Here is a 24472-nt window from a genome sequence, read left to right on the forward strand (position 1 = left end):
TTTTAACCTCCGACTAAATTGTTTAATGCCAAAATAGGCTGCAGAATCGCCATTACAATAAATAAAACTATGCCAGCCATCACGGCAACTAAAACAGGTTCAAATACTTTTAATGAGACAGTCACCAGGGTTTCGAATTCCCTGTCCTGCGTATTGGCAGCGCGCTCTAACATGCCATCGAGTTGTCCACTTTTTTCGCCCGAAGCAATCATATGCAGCATCATAGGTGGGAATAATTTGGTTTGCTCCAGCGCATTTTTTAATGAAGAACCTTCGCGCACTTTCAGTGTCGCTTCGGCAATGGACTGGCGCATATAGCTGTTATCCAGCACATCAGCGCTAATGCGCATAGCTTCGAGTAAGGGCACGGCGCTGGCGTTTAGAATACTTAAAGTGCGGGCAAAACGCGCTGTGTTTAAGCCGCGACTGACTTTGCCTATCAACCCCAGCTTTAATTGTCTGGTATCAATTTTTAGTTTAAAGGCCGGCTTATTCAGCGCTCGTTTGAAGGCGGCTACCGCAATAATAATAGCCAGCAGCACCAGCAAACCGTAGGAACGTAAAAACTCACTGGCGGCAATCAAAAACAAGGTAGAGCCGGGTAAACTTTGCCCCATATGTTCAAACTGGCCCACTATTTGTGGCACCACAGCGGCCAGTAAAATACTGATCACAGCCACAGCAAAAAAGGTCAGAATGGCAGGGTATAACAGCGCCTGCATAATCTGGCTGCGCATATGCTGACGCTGTTCTGTGTAATCAGCCAAGCGGTTTAATACCGCATCTAAATGGCCGGATTTTTCGCCCGCGGCCACCATAGAAGTAAACAGATGGTCAAACACATAAGGAAATTCAGCCAGGCCTTCGGCCAGACTATAACCTTCTACAACTTTAGAGCGCACAGACATCATCATGCTTTGCAAACGGGCTTTATCACATTGCTCAGACACCGCCAGCAAAGCACTTTCTATAGGTAAACCTGCTTCAATTAAGGTCGACATTTGGCGGGTGATCAAGGCCAGTTCACTGGCACTGATGCCGGATTGAAACCACTTTTTACCAGACGCCAGTAGTTTTTCCTGCCGCGAAGCCAACTCTAAACTGAGCGGCGTCAGTTTTTGCTCACGCAATAATTGTCTGGCCTGACGGGCATTATCAGCTTCCAGTACCCCTTTACTGCGACGCCCTTTGGCGTCCATAGCCTGATATTCAAAAGCTGGCACTACAGATCCTCTCGGGTCACGCGCAACACTTCTTCCAGTGTGGTTTCACCTGTTAACACTTTACTGAAACCGTCCTGGCGGATACTGGGGCTTTGAGTGCGGATATATTTTTCAATCGACTGCTCGCCCTTGCCGTTGTGAATCAATTCGCGGGTATGCTCATCCACCACCAGTAATTCATGAATACCGGTTCGGCCACGATAGCCCGTCTGGTTACAATGCTCACAACCTACAGCACGGTAAATAACTGATCCTTCTTTTTTTGCCACACCAAGCAAAGCCCGCTCTTCTTTGTCCGGCTCGTGCGCTTGTTTACAGTGCACGCATAAAGTTCGGACCAGACGCTGAGCTAAGACTCCTAATAAACTGGAGGATAATAAAAAGGGTTCAACCCCCATATCTTCCAGACGGGTAATAGCACCGGCGGCGGTATTAGTGTGCAACGTACTTAACACCAAGTGGCCTGTTAAACTGGCCTGTACTGCAATTTGTGCTGTTTCTAAGTCACGGATTTCGCCCACCATCACCACATCAGGATCCTGACGCAAAATGGCGCGTAAACCTCGGGCAAAGGTCATATTAACCTTAGTGTTGACCTGCGTCTGGCCTATGCCCTCCAGCTCATATTCGATGGGGTCTTCTACCGTCAGAATATTGCGGTCTTTGGTGTTGATTTCGGTCAGTCCTGCATACAAGGTGGTACTTTTACCTGAACCTGTAGGGCCTGTAACCAGAATAATACCGTGCGGTTTTAAAATAAGTTGCGAAAACATCGTCTGCACAGCAGGCGTCATACCCAGCTTATTTAAGTCCAGATGCGAGTTATTTTTGTCGAGTAAACGCAACACCACCCGCTCGCCATGGCTGGATGGCATAGTCGAGACCCGCACATCCACAGCACGGCCAGCGATACGCAGGCTGATACGGCCATCTTGTGGCACGCGTTTTTCTGCTATATCCAGTTTGGCCATCACTTTGATACGGGACACCAACAAACTGGATAATTTACGGTTAGGTTTTAATACCTCACGTAATACGCCATCGACCCGAAAACGCACCACCAGATTTTTTTCGAAGGTCTCAACGTGAATATCCGAAGCGCCCAACTTGATAGCCTCGCCGAGCATGGCGTTGATCAGTTTAATGATTGGCGCATCGTCTTCGTTTTCTAACAAATCTTCAGTTTCAGGAATTTCATCCGCTAAAGAGGCTAAATCCACTTCATTGCCAATGTCCTGCATAATTTGCTGAGCTTCGGACGAATCACGCTGATAAGAAGCTTCTAATAGTGCATCAAATTCAGTCTGTTGCAGTTTCTGCACTTTAAAAGAAACCGACAATAAGCGCCGCACTTCCAATAAAGCAGCAGGTGGTGTCTGAGGATTAACAACCAACAACCAGCCATCCGCCTGAGCCTGTAACAAGACACCAAAACGTTTGGCGAAACCAAAAGGCAAACGCACTTTAGCCGCAGCCGGCTGCATCTCGTTCAGATCAACAGCAGACATTAGTTAGTCCCCTGCTCTGCAGGTTTCACAACCTCTTTATCCTGAGCCTGTTTTTTCTGCAGATACTCATCAAAAGTCGGTGGAATAATTAAGGTATCGTCAAATTCCGGCATAGCTGGTGTTTCAGCGCCCGGCATCAGGCTGATGCCTTTTTCGCCCTGAGCCAGTTGCTGCGCCCGAACATAGTTGTATTTACGCTGGCTGACTTCGCTGAGCAAACCATCGTCACGCATAATAGTGGCTCGGATAAAGATCATCAGATTACGTTTACGTTTGCTGGAGGAGGTAGAGCGGAATAAGGCACCTACGACAGGAATATCGCCTAAAAGCGGTACTTTAGACTCGCTTTGTTGCACATCTTCATCAATTAAACCACCCAAAACCACGGTAGCGCCATTGTCAGCCAGTACTGTGGTTTTAATTTCCCTTTTGGCGATAATAGGGTTGCCTTCAATGTCACCGTTACGGCCAGACACTTCCTGCTCTATGGTCAGTTTAACTGCATTGCCTTCGTTAATCTGAGGCGTCACTTTTAACTTAATACCTACTTCAATCCGGTCTAAGGTGGTAAAAGGGTTGGTGCCACCTGAGCCTGGGCTGGTGGTAGTTTTCACCGGCACTTCTTCACCGACAATAAAAGAGGATTCCTGGTTATCCAGAGTGGTTAATGAAGGCGTGGCCAGAATATTGGAGTTACTGTCGGTGCTGACGGCCTGTAAAATAGCGCCCCAGTCGTTTTTCACCACCCCCAGCATCATGCCGGTTACACCGCCCAGAGCATCGCCCAACAATTGGTAGTTGCCATCTTGATCAGGTGTTGTCTGCTCTGTCGTTGTACCTTCAGCATTTGTTGTTTTAGTTACACTGCCCGGCACAGTCCGGGCTGCAGCAGCCCCTGCAGCTATAGCGCTGACTGGCACTACACCATTATTAAACTGCTGCATACCGCCTGTCGCACTAATCCATTGCACCCCTAAATTAGCTCCGGCGTTATCGGCCACTTCGACAATAATGGCTTCAACCAATACCTGAGCACGACGAATATCCACCTGCCGAATCACATCTTCCAGTGAACGCATGACGTCAGGCTGAGCGGTAATAACTAAGGAGTTACTTTCAGCATGAGCTTCAATACTGACATCACGGCCTTTGCCTCCGGCACGGGCACCCTGAGCCTGAGTGGCTGCGCCCTGAGTTTCAGCCACTATGCTGGCACTAACACCTTGCAGAACTTTAACTAAATCTTCAGCTTTGGCATATTTCAAGTAATACACCCTGGTATTGCCCTGACTTTCCAGTTCAGCATCTAAGCGCTGCACTAAAGCCACAACACGTTCACGCGCCTGACGTTCACCACTAACAATGACGCTGTTGGTGCGCTCGTCGGCGACAATTTTTGGGATCAAAAACTCAGGTTGTTCGGCTTTTCCCTGATTTTTATAAATATTTTCCAGAATTCTCACTACTTCAGCCGACGAAGCGTAACTGAGTTTGATGATTTCTAAATCCTGATCGCCGGCTTTGTCGACGCGGGAAATAATGTCGACCAGACGGTTCACTGTCTCAGCCTGGCCCGTCATCATAATGACGTTGGACGGATCGTAGTTGACCACACTGCCGCCGCCACTTTGATCAACAAACTGGCGTAACAAAGGTGCTAATTCACGTACTGATACGTTTTTTACCTGCACTACCCGGGTCACCATTTCATCACCAACGGCACCCGCATTGTCACTGACCACAGGAATGTTGGACGTTTTAGCATCTTTTTGCCGAACCACTTTCAGCACGCCACTTTTCATTTCAACGACGGAGAAGTCATAGACTTCCAGTACGTTTAAGAAAAACTGGTAATACTGTTTTTCGTTCAGCATTTCATAGCTGCGCACGTTAATACGACCACGGACCTGTGGGTCAACAATGATAGTTTTGTTCAGATTTTTACCAACAATATTAATAAATTCGTTGATATCTGTGCCTTTAAAGTTTGGCTGGTATTCAGTTGCAGTTGCAAAAAAGCTCAGCAGCGCTAGAGCGCCCAAGCCAAACCAACGGGAAATGTGCAAACGAGAAGATGTCACTGACTTCATTAGAGTTTAACCATCTTAATTAATTATTATTGTGACAGACTAAAGACAATGTCTCTGGTCTGGCCGTCACGTTCAACTTTAATCGAAGCCTGAGTCGCTTCACGTAATTCATTCATGACCATCATGGCCTGCTGCATATCATTTAACGGCGTACCGTTAATTTCAACGGCTACATCATTGGCTTTCAAACCCATGCGTTCAAACAGTGCCGGGTCTTTACCAGGCATCACACGGTAACCATAAAGCTGACCATTGCGGTATTGCGGTGAGGCTCGAATATAATCGAAAAACTTCATCGGCTCCGACATCATTTCCTGACGCACATCCGCAAGTTGTTCCACAGGTGGCTGAGGCCCTTCCATCATTGGCTCAGGTTGTGGCCGGTAATCGACTTCCTGCAAAGAACCATTATCAGCTGCCATTTGTTGGAATTCGAGACCATCGAGCATCAGAGTTTCAAAACGGGACGAGACTTTCAGCAGCACTCTGTCCTCAAATACCTGGCTTAAACTGGCACTGGTGCCTTCAATTTTTTCATCTACCCCATAGGTTTGCTCTGAACCCTGGCTTTCTATCACGGCCGAGCCTTTGTCAGGTTGGCCGGAAATAGCCACCACACCAGTCAGCTTGACATTCAAGGTCGTTTTAGGCGCGGTAGTGGGAACAGCAATAGGGGCAGCCTCTGCTTGTGCTGATGCTTTACCAAACAAGCTGGCGTCTAACAATGCTTTCAAATCCGGAGCAGTTTGTCCTGTTACAGCAACGACAGCAGTGATCGGCTGAGCATGAGGAACAGGCAGGAGCAACCAGCTCAACTTTGCCAACAACCAGCACAACAGCACAATACAAAAACCGGTCAGCCAGAAGTTCAGACGCTGTTGCGGCAGACGGTTCAGCCATTCAATGGCAGGTTGGGTGGAAGCGGACCATTTCATTCTTTAATAATTCTGTTACATCACTCATTGCATCTTACCCAGTTGTTTTGTCCTCAACAAGCCTACATATCAGAATTCAGAACCCTTAGTCTGTTCAAAGGGTCTCAGACTATACTTAATACGCAACAGTAGCGGAGAACAGGCATGGATAAATCGGTAAACCAGCCTAACACACTTATATTACGTTTAGATAAATGGCTGTGGGCTTGTCGCTTTTACAAAACCAGAGCTCTGGCGAAAGACATGATCGAAGGCGGAAAAGTTCATTATAATGGTCAGCGCTGCAAAGCCAGCAGAACTGTGGAAATAGGGGCGACTGTCAAACTGACACAAGGCACGGATGAAAGAACTGTAATAGTTCAGGCCCTGTCCGACAAACGACTCGCAGCGCCATTGGCTCAAGCTTTGTATCAGGAAACTGAAGAAAGTCAGCAATTAAAGCAGGAACGAGCTGAGTTACGAAAAATGAATTTGCTATTCGCGCCTCATCCGGAAACCAAACCCGACAAAAAAATGCGTCGGCAGCTGCTGCTGATAAAGTCACAGCAATCTTAAGGTAATGTTATGAATCAAGATGTTTTAGTACGATTTTTATTTAATCAGCGCGATACGCGTGGCGAAATCGCCTACGTCTCCAACAGCTTGCAGCAAATGCTGCAGAATCATGATTACCCCTATCCGGTGAAGCAGTTATTAGCCGAACTGGTGGTTGCGACCAGTTTATTAACAGCCACCTTAAAACTGGATGGTGATATAGCTGTGCAACTACAAGGCGATGGCCCTGTGCGCTTTGCAGCGGTAAATGGTACTGCAGAGCAGGAATTCCGGGGCGTAGCAAGACTGCAGGCAGAAATTGGCGCCACAGGTTTTCGTGACTTGATTGGTGAAGGTTATATGCTGGTGACTATTACACCCAAGCAAGGCGAACGTTATCAGGGCATTATCCCTCTGACCGGCGACAGCCTGACCGATACCTTAGAAGCATATTTTGCGCAGTCAGAGCAACTACCCACCCGTTTGTATTTGTTTACCGACCTGACTGAAAATCAAAGCCGCGCTGCTGGTTTGTTGTTGCAGGTGTTGCCTGTTGATCCGGAAAAAGCCAAGCAGGATTTTAGTGATTTAGTGATAGTGACCGATACCATCACAGCCAACGAATTACTGAATTTGCCTACAGAACAAATGCTGCACCGCTTGTACCATGACGAAGAAGTCGAAGTATTTCCGCATCAGGCTATACGTTTTGTTTGTGGCTGCACGCGCGAAAAATGTGAATCAGCCATCATCAGCCTGGGTAAAACAGCCATTGAAGAGCATATAGCGGAAGGTAAACTAGAGATCAGTTGTGACTACTGCAACAGTACCTTTCAGTTCGATAGTACCGATTTATCCTTATTATTGAATAAGTTCTGATCAACCCTTCTCACTTGAAGCTGTAGCGTTATTAGCTCCCTGCGCTGACAGAAGAAAGTTAGCCCCAGTCACATAGCATCAGCTATGTGGCTGGGGTTTGCCTCACTTGTCGACTCACTGCAATTGTTTTAGGTAAAAATGCTGTCAAGCAGAGCCTACCTCTACCCGGATGTTGCCAATACATTTTTGTAACCCAGCCTGTAAGTTTTCATTTTTCATTGAAATTTCCGACAAAAGCCCGTATTGCTGGATGTTTTAGCCATCTAAATGGAGTACAATCGAGCCGAAATCTACTAAAAACCATAAATTTACTGACCTACGTACCTCAAGGAGTCACCCTACAATGACCTCTACAATCACCCGTCACATGGATTTAACAGTGGCCGATTTAGTTGAACACGCTATTCGTCGCAACGAAGGTGTGTTAGCGGATAACGGCGCTTTGGTGGTTAAAACCGGTCACAGAACTGGTCGCTCACCTACAGATCGTTTTATCGTCAAAGAATCCAGCACAGAGCAGGATATTCAATGGGGCAACGTTAACCGTCCTTTTGACCCTGTGCAGTTTTCTGCACTTTGGGCTCGTGTCAGCGATTTTATTGCGACTAAAGAACATTTTGTCTCGCACCTTGAAGTAGGTGCAGACCCGGAACACTACATTCCGATGACAGTGACCACTGAGACCGCATGGCAGCATATTTTTGCCAAAAACATGTTTATTACTCCGGCGCAGTGGAACGCATCAGGCAAAGAAACCTGGCAAATTCTGAACGTACCTTCGTTTGAATGCGACCCAGAGCGTGACGGCACCAACAGTGACGGTACTGTGATGATCAACTTTGCCGAGCGCAAAGTGTTATTAGCGGGCATGCGTTATGCCGGTGAAATGAAAAAAGCTATGTTCTCAGTACAAAACTTCCTGTTGCCAGCCAAAGGCGTATTGCCAATGCACTGTTCGGCCAATGTCGGCGAAGCAGGCGACACCTCCTTATTCTTTGGTTTGTCAGGCACTGGCAAAACGACCTTGTCTGCTGACCCTAAACGTTTCCTGATTGGTGATGACGAGCACGGCTGGGCGCCTAATTCAGTGTTTAATATTGAAGGCGGTTGCTACGCTAAATGTATCGACTTGTCGCAGAAAAACGAGCCTGTGATTTGGGATGCGATCCGCTTCGGTACTATTCTGGAAAATGTGGTGTTAGATGCCAACCGTACTCCGGATTACAAAGACGCCAGCCTGACTCAAAACAGCCGCGCCGCTTATCCGTTAGCCCATGTGGAAAAACGTGTACTGGAAAACCGTGCCGGTGAACCTAAAGCTGTTGTTTTCCTGACTTGTGATGTCAGTGGTGTTTTACCACCTGTCTCTATACTGTCAGAAGAAGCTGCTGCTTATCACTTCTTAAGTGGTTACACCGCCAAAGTAGGCTCGACCGAGATTGGTTCAACGTCTGCTATTGAATCCACTTTCTCTACTTGTTTTGGTGCGCCGTTTTTCCCGCGCCCAGCTGGTGTCTACGCAGAACTGCTGATCAAACGTGTCCGTGAGTTCGGTAGCAAAGTGTATTTAGTCAACACAGGCTGGACTGGTGGTCCACATGGTGTGGGTACACGTTTTGATATCCCAACCACCCGCGGCATTATCGACGCCATCGTTTCCGGCGAATTAGCCACTGCTGAAACTGTACACTTGCCAGAGTTAAATCTGAATGTGCCGTTGAAAGTAACAGGCGTGGACAGCAACTTGCTGAACCCAAGAGACACCTGGGCTGATAAAGCGGCTTATGATGAATATGCCACTAAACTGGCTACTGAGTTTGCCAACAACTTTAAGAAATACGATGTATCTGATGCAATTCGCAACGCAGGTCCAAAAGTAGCTTAATGATTTGATTAAAAAGGCTCTGCATTAGAATAATGCCAGTCAGTTAAACTGACTGGCATTATTTTTTTGGAAAAGAATGGCTATCCCCTCAACAGCACGAATAGACTTTTTTGGACTGAGCCTGAAAAAAGTGACCACCCAAAGCGAGGAAAGGCAAAGCACTAAGCAGCCTCTGTGAGAGTAAGCCGACCAACAGGCTTCGCTGCCCCCTAAGNTCTGTGAGAGTAAGCCGACCAACAGGCTTCGCTGCCCCCTAAGGATGAGTTTACGGCGTGGCGGCCTGGGCATTGCTGCATTGGAGCCATTTTTATGCAGTTTTAGTTTGATTTACCGGCAAATACACTGTCACTACCAAGCCACCATAAGCATGGTTATGCATGCTTATTTGACCATGGTGCATATCCACTATCTTTTTGATAATAGCTAAGCCTAAACCTGAACCTCCGCTGCCACGGGCTATATCCCCTTGGGCAAAAGGCTCAAACATACGCTGCATTTCATGCTCAGGAATACCAGGACCATGATCCCGCACCTGCACATAGACCTTACGGCTGGCACGTTCTATACCTGTGCTGACTTCTATAGCACCATCAGAATACTTCAGTGCGTTTTCTATCAGGTTGTTCAGCACACGTTTGATCGCAATACGGCGCAGCGGCACCAGCGGTATTTGCTCATTCAGGTTGGCAATAATTTCGCGTTTTTGCAGTCGGTCAGCGCTGATTTGCTCCTGCACCAGTAGGTTTAAATCCTCTTCATATAAAGCTTCTTCTTTGTGATGGCGAATGTAGTCAATGAACTGGTCGATAATAGCGTTCATATCTTCGATATCACTGACAATACCCTCTTTGATCCAGCTATCCTCTTCACTGACCATCTCGCTGGCCAAGCGAATACGGGTTAAGGGTGTACGCAAATCATGCGACACCCCAGCCATTAACAAAGCTCGATCTTTTTCCAGTTGACTTATGCCTTTGGCCATACGGTTAAAGGCCTGAGTTACTGCAATAATTTCGGTGGAGCCGTGTTCAGGCAGAGGCTCTGGCATTTCGCCCCGCCCTACTTTGAGAGCCGCCTGCTGTAACCCCTGCAAAGGTCTGTTCAGTTGCCGCGCAAATAACCAGCCGCCAGCCACACTTAAAAAACCGATCACAAAAACATAGATCTTCAGCGGAGAGAAATCGGTTTCGTCCAGGCCACTTAAAGGCACTTTGACCCAATACTGTGGTGCTTGTGGAGGCTTCACCCAAAAGGCATAACTGCTTTGCTGAGCAATACGTACTTCTGCAGGCCCCCCCAGTTCCAGTGACATTTCCTCAGAAAAATACTGATAAAAACTGGCTTCGTTTAAACCATGCAAAGGCGCAGTCGCATCGGTATAGACTTCTATGCCAGTCGCTTGCTGGAATCTTCTGGTCAGCTCTTCCGACAGCAGCACTTCATTCTGCTCCACGTCGATAAATACCACTTTGATTTGCTTAGCGATCAGATGGTTAATTTGCTGGTAGCTAGGCTTAATCACGTAATACACCACGGATAAATAAGACACCAGCTGATTGATCAGCAATAAAATACCAATCAGAAATACGGTCTGGCCAAAAGCACTGCGCGGAAACAATCGCATTTAGCTGACAGCACCATCGGGCACAAACACATAACCCAAACCCCAGACAGTTTGAATATAACGAGGGTTAGTCGGGTCGTCTTCCAGCATGCGACGCAAGCGCGAAACCTGAACATCTATGCTGCGCTCCATGGCGGAATAATCACGGCCTCTGGCCATATTCATCAACTTATCACGCGACAAAGGTTCACGGGCATGGCTGACCAATACTTTAAGTACAGCAAACTCACCACTGGTCAAAGGCATCAGTTCATCGCCTTTACGCATTTCGCGGGTTGCCAGATTAAACACAAAAGGACCAAATTTGACCTGACTTTCTTCAACCGCCGGCGCGCCAGGTAACTCTTTGGATTTACGACGCAACACAGCGCGGATACGGGCTAGTAATTCACGAGGGTTAAAAGGCTTTGGCAGGTAATCGTCAGCGCCCATTTCCAGACCAATAATACGATCCACTTCATCGCCCTTAGCCGTCAGCATAATGATAGGGATTTCGTTTTCCTGCTGGCGAAGTTTACGGCAAATAGACAAGCCATCTTCACCCGGCAACATCAGGTCCAGCACCACTAAATGGAAATTTTCGCGTTCCATTAAACGCTGCATTTGATCGAAGTTGGCGGAGGTACGGACAATATAACCTTGCTCTACCAGATAACGTTCTAATAAAGAACGTAATCTCATATCGTCATCTACTACTAAAATTTTTGTTGTTTCTTGGCCGAGCATACAATTCCCTCCGCATAGTAAACAGCACTATAAACGAAAAACCCGGAGCATGGAGGGCATGCGCCGGGTTCAGTTGTTACAAAGTTTGTCTGATTTGCTGTGGGCAACTTATTCAGGTTGCACCTTTTCTACTTTACGCAGTGGTGGGTTCATCCACACTACATGACCAGTATGAGCACCCAGACGAGTTGAGTTTTCCTGTTTTTCTAAGGTCTGCTGATCAATCACATAAGCGTAATCAGGAGCTGAGCTGCACCCTGTCATCACCAAAGCCATAGCAAGGACTGTCAGACCTGTTAATTTTGCTTTCATTGTTGGCCTCCTTTGTTAAGCACGTTTTTACTATAGTTGGCCCAATCAAAATTGCCTAGCATATTTTTGTTACACCTAAATGACAGATAGCAAATGTTTAGAGATATTTTTCAAATAAAGATTAAGTCTCTAATTAAAAACGATTTAATTAACTACAATCCTTGCATTAAAAAACTAAACTTTTTAAGTCTCAGGCTTATCTGTTGATAATTCATCAGCTTCTCTTTCCTCCTCGCTGTTAAATGGTTATAAAGTCGAACCAGAAAAGAGATCCTTATTCTTACGATCAACACCGGATAGCATGAGTAAAACAGAGTTAATCACCCGCGAAGGTTATGAAACCTTGCAACAAGAACTAAACCATCTGTGGCGGGAAAAACGCCCGGATACCACAGCCAAAGTGGCTTGGGCAGCAAGCCTGGGCGATAGATCCGAAAATGCGGACTACCAGTACAATAAAAAGCTATTAAGAGAAATAGATAGAAGAGTCAGATACTTACGTAAAAGGCTCGAGGTGATTAAAGTTGTCGATTATTCACCGGAACAAAAGGGTAGAGTTTTTTTTGGCGCCTGGGTTGAGATTGAAAATAGCGAAGGAGAGCTACTTACTTTTCGCATTGTTGGCCCTGATGAAATTTATGGCCGCAATGACTATATCTCTATCGATGCGCCTATGGCGCGCGCTTTGATCAAAAAACAAGTGGATGATGAAGTGCAAGTGCCCACTCCCACCGGCATCAAAGAATGGTGGATTAACAACATCTGGTATCCACAAGCCAAAGGCTAAGGTGTGCTATGTATCAAGAATTATTAAGTCAACAACAAGAGTTTTTTGCCAGCGGCGTGACTAAAAGCCTCTATTGGCGCAAGCAGCAGTTAAAACAACTGCAGTTGTTACTGACAACACACGAAGCTGAGTTATTGCAGGCGTTGCAACAGGACTTAGCCAAACCAGCTTTTGAAGCATTGTTAAGTGAAATAAACTACCTGCATAGCGATATTAAACACTGCCTGAAAAAACTAAACAGTTGGGCGAAACCACGCCGGGTTAGTACGGGCTTACGTACCTTTCCTTCAATAGCATTTGTGCAACCTGAGCCTTATGGCTCTGTACTTATTATAAGTGCCTGGAACTACCCGCTGCAGCTGGCGTTAGCCCCTTTAGTAGCCGTGCTATCAGCTGGCAATTGCGCTGTGCTGAAACCCTCTGAATTAGCGCCTGCGACATCGGCCATTATGGCCCGTTTGCTACCTTTGTATTTGGACAAAGAAGCTGTGGTGGTAATCGAAGGTGGCGTACCTGAAACTACAGAACTGTTGAAACTGCCTTTTGATCATATTATGTACACTGGAAACGGCCAGGTCGGCAAAATTGTGCTGCGTGCCGCCGCTGAACATTTAACACCAGTGACTTTAGAGTTAGGAGGCAAAAGCCCGGTTTATGTCGACAGCAGTGCAGATTTAAAACTGACGGCCCAGCGCATTGCCTGGGGTAAATGGCTGAACGCAGGCCAAACCTGTATAGCACCGGATTATATTCTGGCACACAAAGACATCACCGAGCCTCTGCTGCAAGAAATTCATTCTCAGTTGCTACACATGTATGGCAGCGATCCTAAACTCAGCCCAGATTATGGCCGCATTATTAATCAACGTCACTTGCAGCGTATACAGAGTTACCTTGATGGTATTGAAGTCTATTGTGGTGGCACTGTAGATGCAGAGCAGCTGTATTTCAGCCCCACATTGGTGTTGAACCCTTCATTTGACAGCCGCCTGATGACAGAAGAAATTTTTGGTCCTGTATTGCCAGTACTATCCGTCAGCGGCTTTGATGCTGCAGTGCGTTTTGTACAAAAACGCGACAAGCCGCTGTCTGCTTATTTGTTCAGCAATAACAGCTCTCAACAACAGCAGTGGGTAGAACAGATCAGCAGCGGTAGTCAGTGCATTAATGATGTACTGATGTTTATGGCGGTGTCGGAGCTGCCTTTTGGTGGTGTAGGCCCAAGTGGCATGGGTCAATATTCAGGCAAAGCAGGTTTTGAGCAGTTCAGTCATTTAAAGTCTGTACTAAAACGGCCACTTTGGCCTGAACCACCAGTGCGTTTTGCCCCTTATGCAGAGTGGAAACGTAAGGTGTTGGGCTGGCTAAGTTAAGCGCTCGGCGTTTTGCTATTGGATTTTTTGGCCCTAACAGTGGACAATTGCCGTAATTGATAAGAACCAGTCTGGCTTTTACTTCAGGTAAAGCCGCCAGCTGCTAAGGAAGCTTTAAGTTATGTCTATGATCATTAAACAAATTGCTCTGGAAATCTCAGCTCGCCCTGAGCAGGTTGCCGCTGCTATTCAACTGATGGATGAAGGTGCGACAGTGCCTTTTATCGCCCGTTACCGTAAAGAAGTGACAGGAGGCCTGGACGACACCCAGCTGCGTAACCTGGATGTACGTTTAACTTATTTGCGTGAGTTGGAAGACAGGCGTCAGGTGATTATCAAAACCATAGACGAACAAGGCAAGCTAACTCCGGAACTAAAGCAGGAATTATTGGCAGCGGACAACAAAACCCGCTTAGAAGACTTGTATTTGCCTTACAAAGCCAAACGCCGCACTAAAGGCCAGATTGCAATTGAAGCAGGTTTAGAGCCTTTGGCAAACGCGTTATTCAACGACCCAACTTTAGTGCCTGAACAACAAGCCGCCAACTACTTCAATGCCGAAGCGGGTTTCGCTGACAGCAAAGCTGTGCTGGATGGCGTGAAATACATTCTGATGGAACGTTTTGCTGAAGATGCTGCTTTGCTGGCGAAATTACGTCGTCATTTAAGCCAGAACGCTGTACTGAAAAGTACTATGGTGGCAGGCAAAGAGCAGGAAGGCGCTAAATTCCGCGATTATTTTGAACATAAAGAAGCCTTAAAAACTGTGCCTTCGCACCGCGCTCTGGCGATGTTCCGTGGTCGCAATGAAGGCATTTTAAATCTGCAATTACAACCCGATTCGGACGATGCTTCGGCCCATGCGGTGTGTGAGCAGATGATTGCCAATCACTTTGACCTGCGCCAGCAGGGCCGCGCTGCAGACGACTTCCTGCGCACCGCAGTGCAATGGACCTGGAAAGTAAAGTTACACCTGCATTTAGAAAACGATTTATTAGGCGAGCTACGTGAACAGGCTGAAGAAGAAGCCATTAAAGTGTTTGCCCGTAACTTAAAAGATTTATTAATGGCGGCTCCTGCCGGTATGCGCGCAACATTGGCGCTGGACCCTGGTTTACGCACTGGTGTGAAAGTGACGGCTATTGATGAAACCGGCAAGCTGGTGGATCAAACCACTATATTCCCGCATGCGCCACAAAATCACTGGGACAAATCAGTCCGCACTTTAGCCGCTTTAGCCAAACAACATAAGATTGAGCTGATTGCTATTGGTAACGGTACAGCGTCGCGGGAAACCGATAAATTAGCGGCCGATGTGATCAAACTGCTGCCAGAACAAAACATCAGCAAAATTATGGTGTCTGAAGCTGGCGCCTCGGTGTATTCAGCCTCTGAGCTGGCTTCTCAGGAATTCCCGGATCTGGATGTGTCCTTACGTGGCGCTGTGTCTATAGGCCGTCGTTTACAAGACCCGCTGGCCGAGCTGGTAAAAGTGGAGCCTAAAGCTATAGGTGTGGGTCAGTATCAGCACGATGTTAACCAAAGCCTGCTGGCGAAGTCATTAGACGCCGTAGTCGAAGACTGTGTAAACGCCGTAGGTGTGGATTTAAATATGGCTTCAGTGCCTTTATTGGCTCGTGTGGCGGGTTTAAACAAAACGCTGGCGCAAAACATTGTGGTCTACCGTGATACACACGGTCGTTTTCAGCAGCGCAAAGATTTGCTGAAAGTAGCAAGGTTAGGCCCTAAAGCCTATGAACAGGCCGCAGGTTTCCTGCGTATTAATAAAGGGACTGACCCGCTGGATTCGTCTTCTGTTCACCCTGAAGCTTATCCTTTGGTAGAAAAAATTCTGGCGAAATTTGGCCAGCCGATCGAACAATTGCTTGGCAACAGTGCTTTCTTAAAGGGTCTGAACCCGGCAGAATTTATCGATGAACACTTTGGTTTACCTACAGTAGAAGACGTCATTAAAGAACTGGATAAGCCGGGCCGCGACCCACGCCCTGAGTTTAAAACAGCTGCGTTTAAAGAAGGCGTTGAAACCATGGCGGATTTAAAGCCGGGTATGTTATTGGAAGGGGTAGTCACCAACGTCACTAACTTTGGCGCTTTTGTTGATATAGGTGTGCATCAGGATGGCTTAGTGCATATTTCCTCTTTAACCGACAAGTTTGTTTCAGATCCGCACCAAGTGGTTAAAGCAGGTGATATTGTCAAAGTTAAAGTACTGGAAGTAGAACTGGACCGTAAACGTATAGCTCTAACCATGCGAATGGACGAACAACCTGCGGTGAAAAGCGCTGGTGGTGCCGGTAAAGAAGCCTCACGTTCTGGCTCTTCTCAATCTAAAGCTGCTAAGCCAGCTAAAACAGCTGAAGTGCCGAATGCAGCTATGGGTGATGCTTTTGCTCAGGCTTTTGCCAAGTTTAAAAAGTAATTACCTTTCTGAATAAAAAAATAAGGCCGGGAATTCCCGGCCTTTTTTGTTTGAGCTTTAAACTAGGCCATTTGCAATAAAGGCCGCTCAGCAGGCTTTGTGGCTTTAGCATAAAAATCTGAAATCACGTCCGATCTTAAAGTCATCAACGCATCGCGTTGCAAAGATTCAAACTGAGGCACAGCAAAATCATTGGCTTCATTGTTCGTCAAAGCTTCGAACGGCTCCCATTCGGAATCTGATAGAACTGAGCTTTGCGATCCCTGCTCTGAGCGGGTTCTGACCATTTCTGCAATCTCTGCGGTCAACTCAGCCTGAGCTTCCATTAAAGTCCGGCTGGCTTGTGCTGCAACAGAGCGATCTGCACCCGAAGGTTCAGCAGGTGCCAAAGCGGCAGCTTTCACTTGCTGCATTTTTTGGATAGTAGCCCGTGGATCATTTGGAATTTCAGAGATATCGATCCGAACCTCGCCCCCTACTGCATACTGTTGGCCGTCTGGCCCCGTCTCGTATTCGTAACTTGGCGCACTGGCAAATTGCCCACCAATAGCAGCATGCGCCTGTTCATGAATTTTAACTTCCCGATCTCGGGCTTTTAATTCAGCAATACGTTTTTGCTCAGCCTGATCGTCTTTTTGCTGCTGTGGGTCGTCTTTTTCCTGATCAGCGGCACTTTGTTGATCTTGTTGCGAATCAGATTGTGGATCTTTTTCTACTACAGCCTGGCGATATTCCAGACCTTTAGTTTTAACATCTTCATAAGTGGATGGCGCCACACTATTACCGTTGCGGCTTTTTTCATCAGCCATCAGGCCTTTTTCAGCTGCAGATCGCTCCATAGCGGCCACAGGTTCAATCACTTCACGGCGCAAGTTATCTCGCCGCGCCATATCCATGGCCGGATTACCAGTGTGCAATGGCACATTTGGATAATTCGAAGTGAGTAACATAGAAGCCTTTTACACCCTTAAATCAATAATGGAACCCAACATCTCGTCAGCAGTTTTTACCGACTTTAGATTGGCTTCAGCGTTAATTTGTTCATTACCTAAGGTCACCAAACTTTGCTCTATCGATGGGCCTAAAGTTGGCTCAATCGGAGTTTCTAGTGTCCGTTGGTTGCTGCTTTGAGCTGCTTGCTGGTTTATGTTAACGGTTGCTTCAGTCACAGCGTTAGATGCACGCTGAAAGCCCTGAAAACCGCTCGCAAAGGCAGAACTGATTTCCATCATGACCTCATTGACTAATTAAACTGACTTATTTAACTGGGTAATTATTAGCCATTTTTTGCAGAAACGAAAGCTCGGCGGCAAATATTTGCCGCCAAAGTACAGTTTTTGCTTATTTAAAGGGGTATTAGACGGATAAATAACGAGATAAAAGGGAAATAAACTCGTCCTGGTGAGAAATAAAAGGCGCGTGCGAGGCTTTTTGCACTATCTCTACCCGCAGTTCAGGTCGCAAACTTTGGAGTAAAGGCGCTATAGCAACAGGCACCAAAGAGTCTAAACGGCCCAAAATAATAAAAACAGACTGAGTTAAGGCGGCAAATTCCTGCCGCAAATCTAAACTCGCTAATAATTCCAAGCCACCTTGTAAAGCCATAGCTGAAGGCAGGGGCAGGCTCAATACAGCCTGCTTCAATAGTTTAATATCCTGACGGGCTGTGCTGCTACCCATCGCCTGAATGGCTAAAAAACGCTCTACTGTCAACGCCAGATCCTGCTGTAAATGCCCGGCAAACTGCTGCATCACTTTGCTTTGCATACCAGGCCAGTTATCTTTGGCCATAAAACAGGGTGAACTGGCAATTAAACCCAGTGCGCTCACTTTATGCGGGTATCTGCCGGCTAAGGCTATAGCCAGTAAACCGCCTAAAGACCAACCTATCACCATACTTTGATCCGGAATTTGCTCAGCCAACACAGCTAAAACACTGTCGATATCATAAGAGGCAGGGCAAGGTGACAGACCAAAGCCTGGTAAATCTGGCGTATAAATATCAAGCTCTTGTGGTAATGCCTGCAACAGCTGAGACCACACCTGGTGGTTTAAACCCCAGCCATGTAATAACACCACTGGATTTTGATTAAATTTTATTTGCTCGCCCATCTGCCCGACCATACTTGTTGTTATGTCTGGCCTTTTAGCAAAGCAGGGATGCAGATGCAAGCAACTTTGATGCAGCAACTGATGCATCTTTTGGCACCTAATTGTTGTTTATGGTGCCAGATGCAGGTGCAGCAACCACAAACTCAGCTTTGTGACTATTGCCACAGCCATTTACCCCAGTTGGATTTAAGCTGGGTGGATCACAATGCTTTGTTATTGCCTGATGTTGCCAAAGGTTTGCCCAGAGTGAAGTTTGACAGACTGTATAGCCTGAGCTGGTACAAGCAGCCTTACAGGCACTGGATCAGCAGTTGGAAGTTTCAGCAACAGCATGCCGCTGGTGAACTGTTGTGTCAGTTGTTTTATCAACATGCGCTGCTATTTCAACAGCAAGGTGGAGATTTGCCGGATTGCATCAGCTATACACCAGTCTCAATTCAACGGTTAAGGGAAAGGGGCTTTAATCAGGCAAAATTACTGGCGCAACAATTGGCAACAGCCTGGCAAAAGCCTTGTGTCAGCTTATTTCAAAGTCCGGATTTAGTGCCTCATCAAATAGGATTAAACCGCAGACAACGACTGGATAATTTAAAAGGAAAAATTCAACTGAAGGAAGGTCTATTACCCAGTCACGTCGTACTGGTGGATGATGTGATCACCACAGGAGCCACTTTGGATTATCTGAGCGCTTTGTTAAAAGCCAAAGGAGTCCAGACTGTCAGTGTCTGGACTCTAGCTATTACCAGGGTACTTTAGTGGGCTTCTTCGTCGGCCTCTTCGCCTTCACCATCGGACGATTCAGCACTGAACATTTTGCCAAAATACATAGCATTCACTAATAAGCGGCTGGAGCCGACAAAATAACCACGGAACACCGGATTATCTGTCATCGCAATAACCCGGCCATTGCCATGATTATGCGCCATTAATGCAGCACCATCTGCAATACGACTAACGTATTCAGGCGCTGTGTAACCAGCCAGTTGAGGCTTCTCTGTATACAAAGCCACATTGATAAATGGGTCTTCACTGGGAGCTAGTAAAAAGGTGCCATTTTTAAACACAGCTAAGTCTTTGCGGTTGATACCAAAAGTTAAAGGATGAGTTAAATCCAGTTCAGTCTGGTAAATAGCACCGGCAATACGGCGCTGACCAGCCAGACTCTCTTTATCGGCATAACTTAATTGTTGATCTGAAATCAGCATCGCCATATCAGCCGGCGTCCAGGCTTTTGCTTTTAGTAAACCTGCGCGCACCAACAAAGCAGCTCCGCCTTTATGTCCCCACAATACACCACCTTGTTTCGCCCACTGATTGAGCTGTTGTTGCTCTTTTTGCTGCAGGCTGTTGTAGCTGCCGTCCGGCAAAATAATATGAGTGTAACGGGATAAATCGACCCGGCCTAAACGCTGAGGTTCAATCAGGCTAGGGGAAATGCCCGCCAGTTTTTCCAGATTAAACCAGACTTCACCGGCTTCGGTAGAATTCACATCAGGACCGGCCACCAACAATACACTCGGCTTAGTGACAGGCACAAAACCATTGCTGCCTAAATCTTGCCCCTTAGTCGTTAAACCAGAAGTTAAAGCTGTGATACTTAAACCCACCCGCTGCTGGGCTTTACCCAGTCGTTCAAACCAGTTGTTGTGTTGTTGCAAGCCAGCAGCAATGACAATAGCTCCGGCACTAAAAGCCTGTTCACCATCCGCAGTTTTGGCGAAAAAGGCTTTACTGGCTGCACGTAAAACCAAGCCTTGCTCTAACAGCGCTTGCGTTAACAGAGGTGCCTTTTGATCGCTCCAGTCAAAAGCGTAAGCATAGGCACCGGCGGATGGCATCAGCGCCATTTCAGCTTGAGGCAGCCATGGCTCATTTGCTACACCAGCAGGTTTGCGCGCTACGGTACTGAATTCAATATTAAAAGCATAAGGTAAGGTCCAGGCAGAAACGTCATAAAAAGTATTGTCCTGGAAGTTAGTTTGGGTGCTAAACGCCGCTTTTAATAACAGATACTGGCTCTGTTGCAGCGGAATGTAATAAGCCTGACCTTTTTGGTAGGTCTGGCCTTTATGCTGCCAGCGTTCATTGATGGGGTAAGCTTTGATCTGGTGCTGTTTTAATAAGTTTAACAAACTGGCTAATCTGGTTTTGTCGTCAGTCTCAGCAATCACATAACCCGCAACAGACTCTTCTGCAGCAAGGCGCTCTGACTCTACTACGAAAGCTTTCTGATAGCTTTGCAGCGCCTTTTTTTGTGCTACTGCACCGCGCAAGGTCGATAGCGATACAATATATTGATTTTCAATGGTTTTACTAAAAGCCAAAGGGCCATTGATACTGTCTTGCAGGTGACCACGACTACTGGCCTGTTCAAATAAAATCCCCACACTGGCATTGACGTCAGGGTACGTAGAGCCTTTACCTACATAAAAATCATCAAAGCTTTCTTCGGTGTAGTACAAGCGGCCTTTTTTATCCAAAGCTGCGGCGTGGTAATCGGCAATTTTGGCGGTCAATTGCTGATTGGCTTTTGGCGTTAAAGGATAAGTACGGGTCGGAATACCGGGTTGAAAGAAAAAGGTGGTGTTAGGCCCCATCTCATGAAAATCGCCCACCACGGCCGGACGCCATTTATAAAACTGGCTGATGCGGGCCTGGCTTTCCGGGTGCTCCAGTGGCAACCAATCCCGGTTTAAATCAAACCAATAATGATTAGGACGGCCATTCGGCCAGGGTTCTATATGCTCTCGGCTTTGTGGATCGGCTACAGGCGCTTTGCCTTTGTGCATATTGGCCCAATGGGCAAAACGATCTAAACCATCCGGGTTTAAGCTGGGCTGGATTAGGATCACTGTATTTTTCAGCCAGTCTTGTACTTCGGCATCTGTGCTTGTCAGTAAATGATGGGCAAGCTGCACTGAAGCATTAGGGCCGCTGGATTCATTGCCATGTACGCCATAACCCAGCCAGACAATCAGTGGCAAATCATTTGCCAGTTCAGTACCTGTAGATAACTGAGCCAGATGCTGTAGGCGGATTTGTTCCAGCTTTTTTAAGTTTTCAGCAGACGACACAATAAGCTGCAATACAGGTTTCTGTTCGTGGGTATAACCTATAACTTCCAGTTGGGCTTTATCTGACGCTGTGGCCAGTTGCTGGAAATACATTTGAATTTGATCATGGCGCAAATGCCATTCGCCCAAAGGATAGCCAAAAAATTGTTGCGGGCTTTGGGGGGCCGCCATTGAGAATTGGCTGCACAATCCCAATACTAAAGCACTGATGATAGTTGTTATTTTGTACATTGTTTGTCTCCCTTTCTGGCCGCTACCTTAACAATAAAAAGTCAGGCCCGACAAGCGGGGGCTGGCAAGGCACAGCAAGTCAGAGTATCATAGCCATTAACCTAGTAATTTAGTCAGGTACTACCGATGATTACCATTTCTGAACAGGCGCAGAGCCATTTTCGTAAACTGCTGGACAAACAGGCCGCCGGTACTCATATCCGTGTTTTTGTGGTCAACCCGGGCACTGTTTCTGCGGAATGTGGCGTATCTTACTGCCCTGCCGATGCGGTAGAAAGCACAGATTTACAGCTGCCATTTGAAGGCTTTATGGCGATAGTAGATGCCGAAAGCAAACCTTTTTTAGTCGACGCTGAAATTGATTTTGTTACCGATCAGATGGGTTCTCAGCTGACATTAAAAGCGCCCAACGCCAAGGTGCGTAAGGTGAACGACGACGCTTCGCTGAAGGAAAAAGTGCAATACGTGATAGATGCGGAAATTAACCCGCAATTAGCCAACCATGGCGGTCGTGTTTCAGTGGTAGAACTGACTGACGATGGTGTTGCAGTACTGCAATTTGGCGGTGGTTGTAATGGTTGCTCTCAAGTCGATTTAACCTTAAAAGAAGGTATCGAAAAAGAACTGCTGCAACGTTTTGCCGGTGAATTAACTGCAGTACGTGATGTAACTGACCACCAACGCGGTGAGCATTCTTATTACTGATTTATGCTATCTATGAAATACAGAGGCCACTTGATGTGGCCTTTATTGTATTGATTCAAAAGGAGTTCACAAATGAAATTGCTGGCCTGTTTGTTGGTTTTACTGAGCTTCCCAAGCTACGCAGCTATTATTTTGCAGTACCACCATGTCAGCACTCAGACTCCCCGCTCCACCAGCGTGACACCGCAAGAATTCCGCACTCATTTGCAGTATTTGAAAGACCACAACTATCAGGTGATTGGGCTGGATACCTTGTTAGAGCAGCTTCAAAACGGCAAAGAGCCGGCCGACAATGCCGTAGTGATCACTTTTGACGATGGTTTTGATAATATCTATTTGCAGGCCCACCCGATTTTGCAGGAATTTGAATTTCCTTATACGGTGTTTTTAAGCCCGGCTTTAATAGACCGCAAAGAAGGCCCAGTGATGAGCTGGCAGCAAATCAAACAGCTGCAAAAAGACGGTGTTATTATTGCCAACCACAGTTCCTACCATGACCATCTGGCAGCTCCGAATAAAGGCGAAAGCAAAGCGCAGTGGCTGAAAAGGGTGAAAACCGATATTTTGCTGGCACAAACTCAGCTGGAGCAGCAATTAGGCATCAAGCATAAATGGTTGGCTTACCCTTATGGCGAATTTAGTGTTGAGCTGGAGCAGATGGTCAAAGAGCTGGGCTTTATTGGCATAGGCCAACAATCCGGCGCCGTGGGCCTGAACAGCCTGATGACCCGCCTGCCGCGTTATCCGTCTTCCAGTCAGTATGCAGCCTTAAAACACTTTATACCTAAGTTAAAAACTCTGGCTTTGCCAGTCAAAAACTATATAGCAGCCGATCCGGTGAAAGGCCCGAATCCACCTACTTTAACTCTGCAAATAGACAGTTCAGATTTTAAAACCAGCCAGCTAAACTGCTTTAGCAATGGTGAGCCTATTAAAGTCAGCTGGTTAAAACCAGACACCTTTAGCACTCAGGCTGGCCAAAAGCTAAAAACCAGCCATAAACGCTATAACTGCACAGCACCTTCATTAACGAAAAAAGGCTATTTCTACTGGTATTCCCAGCCTTGGGTGATGGAGTAGTGGTTTTAAGGGAGCCTTTACGAGCGCGACCTTTGGTATTTGATTGGTTATAAATCAAACTTATTGAAAAGATACTGTAAAAACCTCAAGCCTATGAAAAATAAAAGAGGAACAATAAAAAATATTTGTAATCCAATAATAAAAATCCAAGTGTATCCATCCAACGCTCTTACTGGCGTATCAATGTCTACATCAAAGTATATAGCGAGCTTAAATACAAAATATGAATAGAAAAATGAAATAAATGCCACAACAAGAAGAAACATCACTTTCTTAATCGCAGTTGTCACGGCAGTCTTACCAACCAAAGAGAAACTATTACTTTTATACTGCACATTTATTCCTTCTTAAGCCAGTTTTTAAAATCCCTGCCCCGAAGATTTCCCTCAGTGCGCAATAAAAAACACCGCCAGATGCACGCCCTTGGTATGTACCCAAAAAAAAATAATTGATTAAAATTCATTGCGTTTAAAGAAAAAAATAGAAAACAGCCAACAAATCTATCAGCCACAAAACGGGCAATGGGCGAGAATTAAAACTTAGCACCGTTGCTTCTCAGCCCCTTAAACCTTTCTCTACCATATATGAATGAAGAATAAGAAAAAATATGCCATATACGTACAATATATATAGAAAGACTGTATCAGCAGATAGAATCCTTACAAAAAAAACTAATGGAAAAAATAAACCAAGCAAAAAATAACACAGCTTACCATACCATTTCCTCATATAATCTAACTTCTCAACACGAACCCCTATCAAAAAACCAAATAAAAACCCAACCACACCAGCAAAGAAAGAAATGTATTCATTTGCTTGGACAACCTGCGCAGATAATGCATATAACAATACAGAGGGAGCTGCTAGCAAAAGTAAAAGCAATCTCTGGTGTGACATCACATCGTTAAATGATGGCTTCATTACCCGCTCTGGCAGGATAGTTGTCACTACTTA

At 46.3% G+C, this 24472-nt stretch carries 21 protein-coding genes; 9 read left to right on the forward strand and 12 right to left on the reverse strand.

Features of this window, described 5'->3' with window-relative positions; all coding sequences use genetic code 11:
* Positions 1 to 2 precede the first annotated feature (2 nt).
* The 4 genes from gspF to gspC are packed head-to-tail and all read right to left on the reverse strand — an operon-like array spanning position 3 to position 5756.
* On the reverse strand, positions 3 to 1223 hold the full coding sequence (gspF, locus tag EMM73_RS16365; RefSeq protein WP_127687880.1) for a type II secretion system inner membrane protein GspF: 1221 nt from the start codon (positions 1221 to 1223) through the stop codon (positions 3 to 5).
* The gene (gene gspE / locus EMM73_RS16370) at positions 1223 to 2731 is read right to left on the reverse strand and encodes a type II secretion system ATPase GspE (protein ID WP_127687881.1); all 1509 of its coding nucleotides are present in this window, start codon (positions 2729 to 2731) and stop codon (positions 1223 to 1225) included. Before gspE ends, gspF begins: the two co-directional genes overlap by 1 nt.
* The gene (gene gspD, locus EMM73_RS16375) at positions 2731 to 4821 is read right to left on the reverse strand and encodes a type II secretion system secretin GspD (protein WP_127687882.1); all 2091 of its coding nucleotides are present in this window, start codon (positions 4819 to 4821) and stop codon (positions 2731 to 2733) included. Before gspD ends, gspE begins: the two co-directional genes overlap by 1 nt.
* Before the next feature lie 26 nt (positions 4822 to 4847).
* Positions 4848 to 5756: a type II secretion system protein GspC gene (gspC, locus tag EMM73_RS16380; RefSeq protein WP_127687883.1), complete on the reverse strand. Its 909-nt coding sequence runs from the start codon at positions 5754 to 5756 to the stop codon at positions 4848 to 4850.
* Positions 5757 to 5900: 144 nt separating this feature from the next.
* Between gspC and hslR the strand changes: the two genes are divergently transcribed.
* From hslR to EMM73_RS16395, 3 genes are all read left to right on the forward strand, one after another.
* The gene (gene hslR, locus EMM73_RS16385) at positions 5901 to 6311 is read left to right on the forward strand and encodes a ribosome-associated heat shock protein Hsp15 (RefSeq protein WP_127687884.1); all 411 of its coding nucleotides are present in this window, start codon (positions 5901 to 5903) and stop codon (positions 6309 to 6311) included.
* Positions 6312 to 6320: 9 nt separating this feature from the next.
* Positions 6321 to 7169: an Hsp33 family molecular chaperone HslO gene (hslO, locus tag EMM73_RS16390; RefSeq protein ID WP_127687885.1), complete on the forward strand. Its 849-nt coding sequence runs from the start codon at positions 6321 to 6323 to the stop codon at positions 7167 to 7169.
* A 343-nt stretch (positions 7170 to 7512) separates the two neighbouring features.
* Complete coding sequence (locus tag EMM73_RS16395) at positions 7513 to 9054, forward strand: phosphoenolpyruvate carboxykinase (RefSeq protein ID WP_127687886.1); 1542 nt, start codon at positions 7513 to 7515, stop codon at positions 9052 to 9054.
* Between the two features lie 307 nt (positions 9055 to 9361).
* Here EMM73_RS16395 and envZ read toward each other — a convergent pair whose 3' ends face one another.
* From envZ to EMM73_RS16410, 3 genes are all read right to left on the reverse strand, one after another.
* Complete coding sequence (gene envZ, locus EMM73_RS16400; protein WP_127687887.1) at positions 9362 to 10678, reverse strand: two-component system sensor histidine kinase EnvZ; 1317 nt, start codon at positions 10676 to 10678, stop codon at positions 9362 to 9364.
* Entirely contained in the window at positions 10679 to 11404 is a 726-nt protein-coding gene (gene ompR, locus EMM73_RS16405) for an osmolarity response regulator transcription factor OmpR (RefSeq protein ID WP_127687888.1), read from the reverse strand.
* 108 nt (positions 11405 to 11512) lie between these two features.
* Positions 11513 to 11716, reverse strand: coding sequence for a hypothetical protein (locus tag EMM73_RS16410; protein ID WP_127687889.1), 204 nt, complete (start codon positions 11714 to 11716; stop codon positions 11513 to 11515).
* Between the two features lie 301 nt (positions 11717 to 12017).
* Here EMM73_RS16410 and greB point away from each other — a divergent pair, with 301 nt between their 5' ends.
* The 3 genes from greB (at position 12018) to EMM73_RS16425 (ending at position 16316) form a co-directional block, all read left to right on the forward strand.
* Positions 12018 to 12503: a transcription elongation factor GreB gene (gene greB, locus EMM73_RS16415; RefSeq protein ID WP_127687890.1), complete on the forward strand. Its 486-nt coding sequence runs from the start codon at positions 12018 to 12020 to the stop codon at positions 12501 to 12503.
* A gap of 8 nt (positions 12504 to 12511) precedes the next feature.
* The gene (locus tag EMM73_RS16420; protein WP_127687891.1) at positions 12512 to 13876 is read left to right on the forward strand and encodes an aldehyde dehydrogenase family protein; all 1365 of its coding nucleotides are present in this window, start codon (positions 12512 to 12514) and stop codon (positions 13874 to 13876) included.
* Positions 13877 to 13997: 121 nt separating this feature from the next.
* The gene (locus EMM73_RS16425; protein WP_127687892.1) at positions 13998 to 16316 is read left to right on the forward strand and encodes a Tex family protein; all 2319 of its coding nucleotides are present in this window, start codon (positions 13998 to 14000) and stop codon (positions 16314 to 16316) included.
* Between the two features lie 62 nt (positions 16317 to 16378).
* Here EMM73_RS16425 and EMM73_RS16430 read toward each other — a convergent pair whose 3' ends face one another.
* From EMM73_RS16430 to bioH, 3 genes are all read right to left on the reverse strand, one after another.
* Entirely contained in the window at positions 16379 to 17266 is an 888-nt protein-coding gene (locus EMM73_RS16430; RefSeq protein WP_127687893.1) for a putative metalloprotease CJM1_0395 family protein, read from the reverse strand.
* Positions 17267 to 17275: 9 nt separating this feature from the next.
* On the reverse strand, positions 17276 to 17545 hold the full coding sequence (locus tag EMM73_RS16435; RefSeq protein ID WP_127687894.1) for an excinuclease ATPase subunit: 270 nt from the start codon (positions 17543 to 17545) through the stop codon (positions 17276 to 17278).
* Positions 17546 to 17672: 127 nt separating this feature from the next.
* On the reverse strand, positions 17673 to 18428 hold the full coding sequence (bioH, locus tag EMM73_RS16440; RefSeq protein ID WP_127687895.1) for a pimeloyl-ACP methyl ester esterase BioH: 756 nt from the start codon (positions 18426 to 18428) through the stop codon (positions 17673 to 17675).
* Positions 18429 to 18482: 54 nt separating this feature from the next.
* Here bioH and EMM73_RS16445 point away from each other — a divergent pair, with 54 nt between their 5' ends.
* Entirely contained in the window at positions 18483 to 19184 is a 702-nt protein-coding gene (locus EMM73_RS16445; RefSeq protein ID WP_186435265.1) for a ComF family protein, read from the forward strand.
* Here EMM73_RS16445 and EMM73_RS16450 read toward each other — a convergent pair.
* Positions 19181 to 21733, reverse strand: coding sequence for a M14 family zinc carboxypeptidase (locus tag EMM73_RS16450; RefSeq protein WP_127687897.1), 2553 nt, complete (start codon positions 21731 to 21733; stop codon positions 19181 to 19183). The genes EMM73_RS16445 and EMM73_RS16450 overlap by 4 nt on opposite strands.
* A 126-nt stretch (positions 21734 to 21859) precedes the next feature.
* Here EMM73_RS16450 and nfuA point away from each other — a divergent pair, with 126 nt between their 5' ends.
* Together nfuA and EMM73_RS16460 are read left to right on the forward strand one after the other, a co-directional pair.
* Positions 21860 to 22438, forward strand: a complete 579-nt coding sequence (gene nfuA / locus EMM73_RS16455) for a Fe-S biogenesis protein NfuA (protein ID WP_127687898.1) — start codon at positions 21860 to 21862, stop codon at positions 22436 to 22438.
* Positions 22439 to 22510: 72 nt separating this feature from the next.
* Entirely contained in the window at positions 22511 to 23518 is a 1008-nt protein-coding gene (locus EMM73_RS16460; protein ID WP_127687899.1) for a polysaccharide deacetylase family protein, read from the forward strand.
* Between the two features lie 47 nt (positions 23519 to 23565).
* Here EMM73_RS16460 and EMM73_RS16465 read toward each other — a convergent pair whose 3' ends face one another.
* A complete protein-coding gene (locus tag EMM73_RS16465) occupies positions 23566 to 23853 on the reverse strand; it encodes a hypothetical protein (protein ID WP_127687900.1) in 288 nt (95 codons plus the stop codon).
* Positions 23854 to 24472 lie beyond the last annotated feature (619 nt).

Source organism: Rheinheimera sediminis (genome assembly GCF_004005375.1).
Taxonomy (GTDB): domain Bacteria; phylum Pseudomonadota; class Gammaproteobacteria; order Enterobacterales; family Alteromonadaceae; genus Pararheinheimera.

What these genes read in the sequence shown, in the direction of transcription:
- hslO (WP_127687885.1), top strand. Translation starts at nt 6,321, where the DNA reads ATGAATCAAGATGTTTTAGTACGATTTTTATTTAATCAGCGCGATACG.
- EMM73_RS16395 (WP_127687886.1), top strand. Translation starts at nt 7,513, where the DNA reads ATGACCTCTACAATCACCCGTCACATGGATTTAACAGTGGCCGATTTA.
- hslR (WP_127687884.1), top strand. Translation starts at nt 5,901, where the DNA reads ATGGATAAATCGGTAAACCAGCCTAACACACTTATATTACGTTTAGAT.
- gspD (WP_127687882.1), bottom strand. Translation starts at nt 4,821, where the DNA reads ATGAAGTCAGTGACATCTTCTCGTTTGCACATTTCCCGTTGGTTTGGC.
- EMM73_RS16410 (WP_127687889.1), bottom strand. Translation starts at nt 11,716, where the DNA reads ATGAAAGCAAAATTAACAGGTCTGACAGTCCTTGCTATGGCTTTGGTG.
- greB (WP_127687890.1), top strand. Translation starts at nt 12,018, where the DNA reads ATGAGTAAAACAGAGTTAATCACCCGCGAAGGTTATGAAACCTTGCAA.
- EMM73_RS16450 (WP_127687897.1), bottom strand. Translation starts at nt 21,733, where the DNA reads ATGTACAAAATAACAACTATCATCAGTGCTTTAGTATTGGGATTGTGC.
- ompR (WP_127687888.1), bottom strand. Translation starts at nt 11,404, where the DNA reads ATGCTCGGCCAAGAAACAACAAAAATTTTAGTAGTAGATGACGATATG.
- gspC (WP_127687883.1), bottom strand. Translation starts at nt 5,756, where the DNA reads ATGAAATGGTCCGCTTCCACCCAACCTGCCATTGAATGGCTGAACCGT.
- EMM73_RS16460 (WP_127687899.1), top strand. Translation starts at nt 22,511, where the DNA reads ATGAAATTGCTGGCCTGTTTGTTGGTTTTACTGAGCTTCCCAAGCTAC.
- EMM73_RS16425 (WP_127687892.1), top strand. Translation starts at nt 13,998, where the DNA reads ATGTCTATGATCATTAAACAAATTGCTCTGGAAATCTCAGCTCGCCCT.
- envZ (WP_127687887.1), bottom strand. Translation starts at nt 10,678, where the DNA reads ATGCGATTGTTTCCGCGCAGTGCTTTTGGCCAGACCGTATTTCTGATT.
- EMM73_RS16430 (WP_127687893.1), bottom strand. Translation starts at nt 17,266, where the DNA reads ATGTTACTCACTTCGAATTATCCAAATGTGCCATTGCACACTGGTAAT.
- EMM73_RS16435 (WP_127687894.1), bottom strand. Translation starts at nt 17,545, where the DNA reads ATGGAAATCAGTTCTGCCTTTGCGAGCGGTTTTCAGGGCTTTCAGCGT.
- EMM73_RS16420 (WP_127687891.1), top strand. Translation starts at nt 12,512, where the DNA reads ATGTATCAAGAATTATTAAGTCAACAACAAGAGTTTTTTGCCAGCGGC.
- gspE (WP_127687881.1), bottom strand. Translation starts at nt 2,731, where the DNA reads ATGTCTGCTGTTGATCTGAACGAGATGCAGCCGGCTGCGGCTAAAGTG.
- bioH (WP_127687895.1), bottom strand. Translation starts at nt 18,428, where the DNA reads ATGGGCGAGCAAATAAAATTTAATCAAAATCCAGTGGTGTTATTACAT.
- nfuA (WP_127687898.1), top strand. Translation starts at nt 21,860, where the DNA reads ATGATTACCATTTCTGAACAGGCGCAGAGCCATTTTCGTAAACTGCTG.
- EMM73_RS16445 (WP_186435265.1), top strand. Translation starts at nt 18,483, where the DNA reads ATGCAAGCAACTTTGATGCAGCAACTGATGCATCTTTTGGCACCTAAT.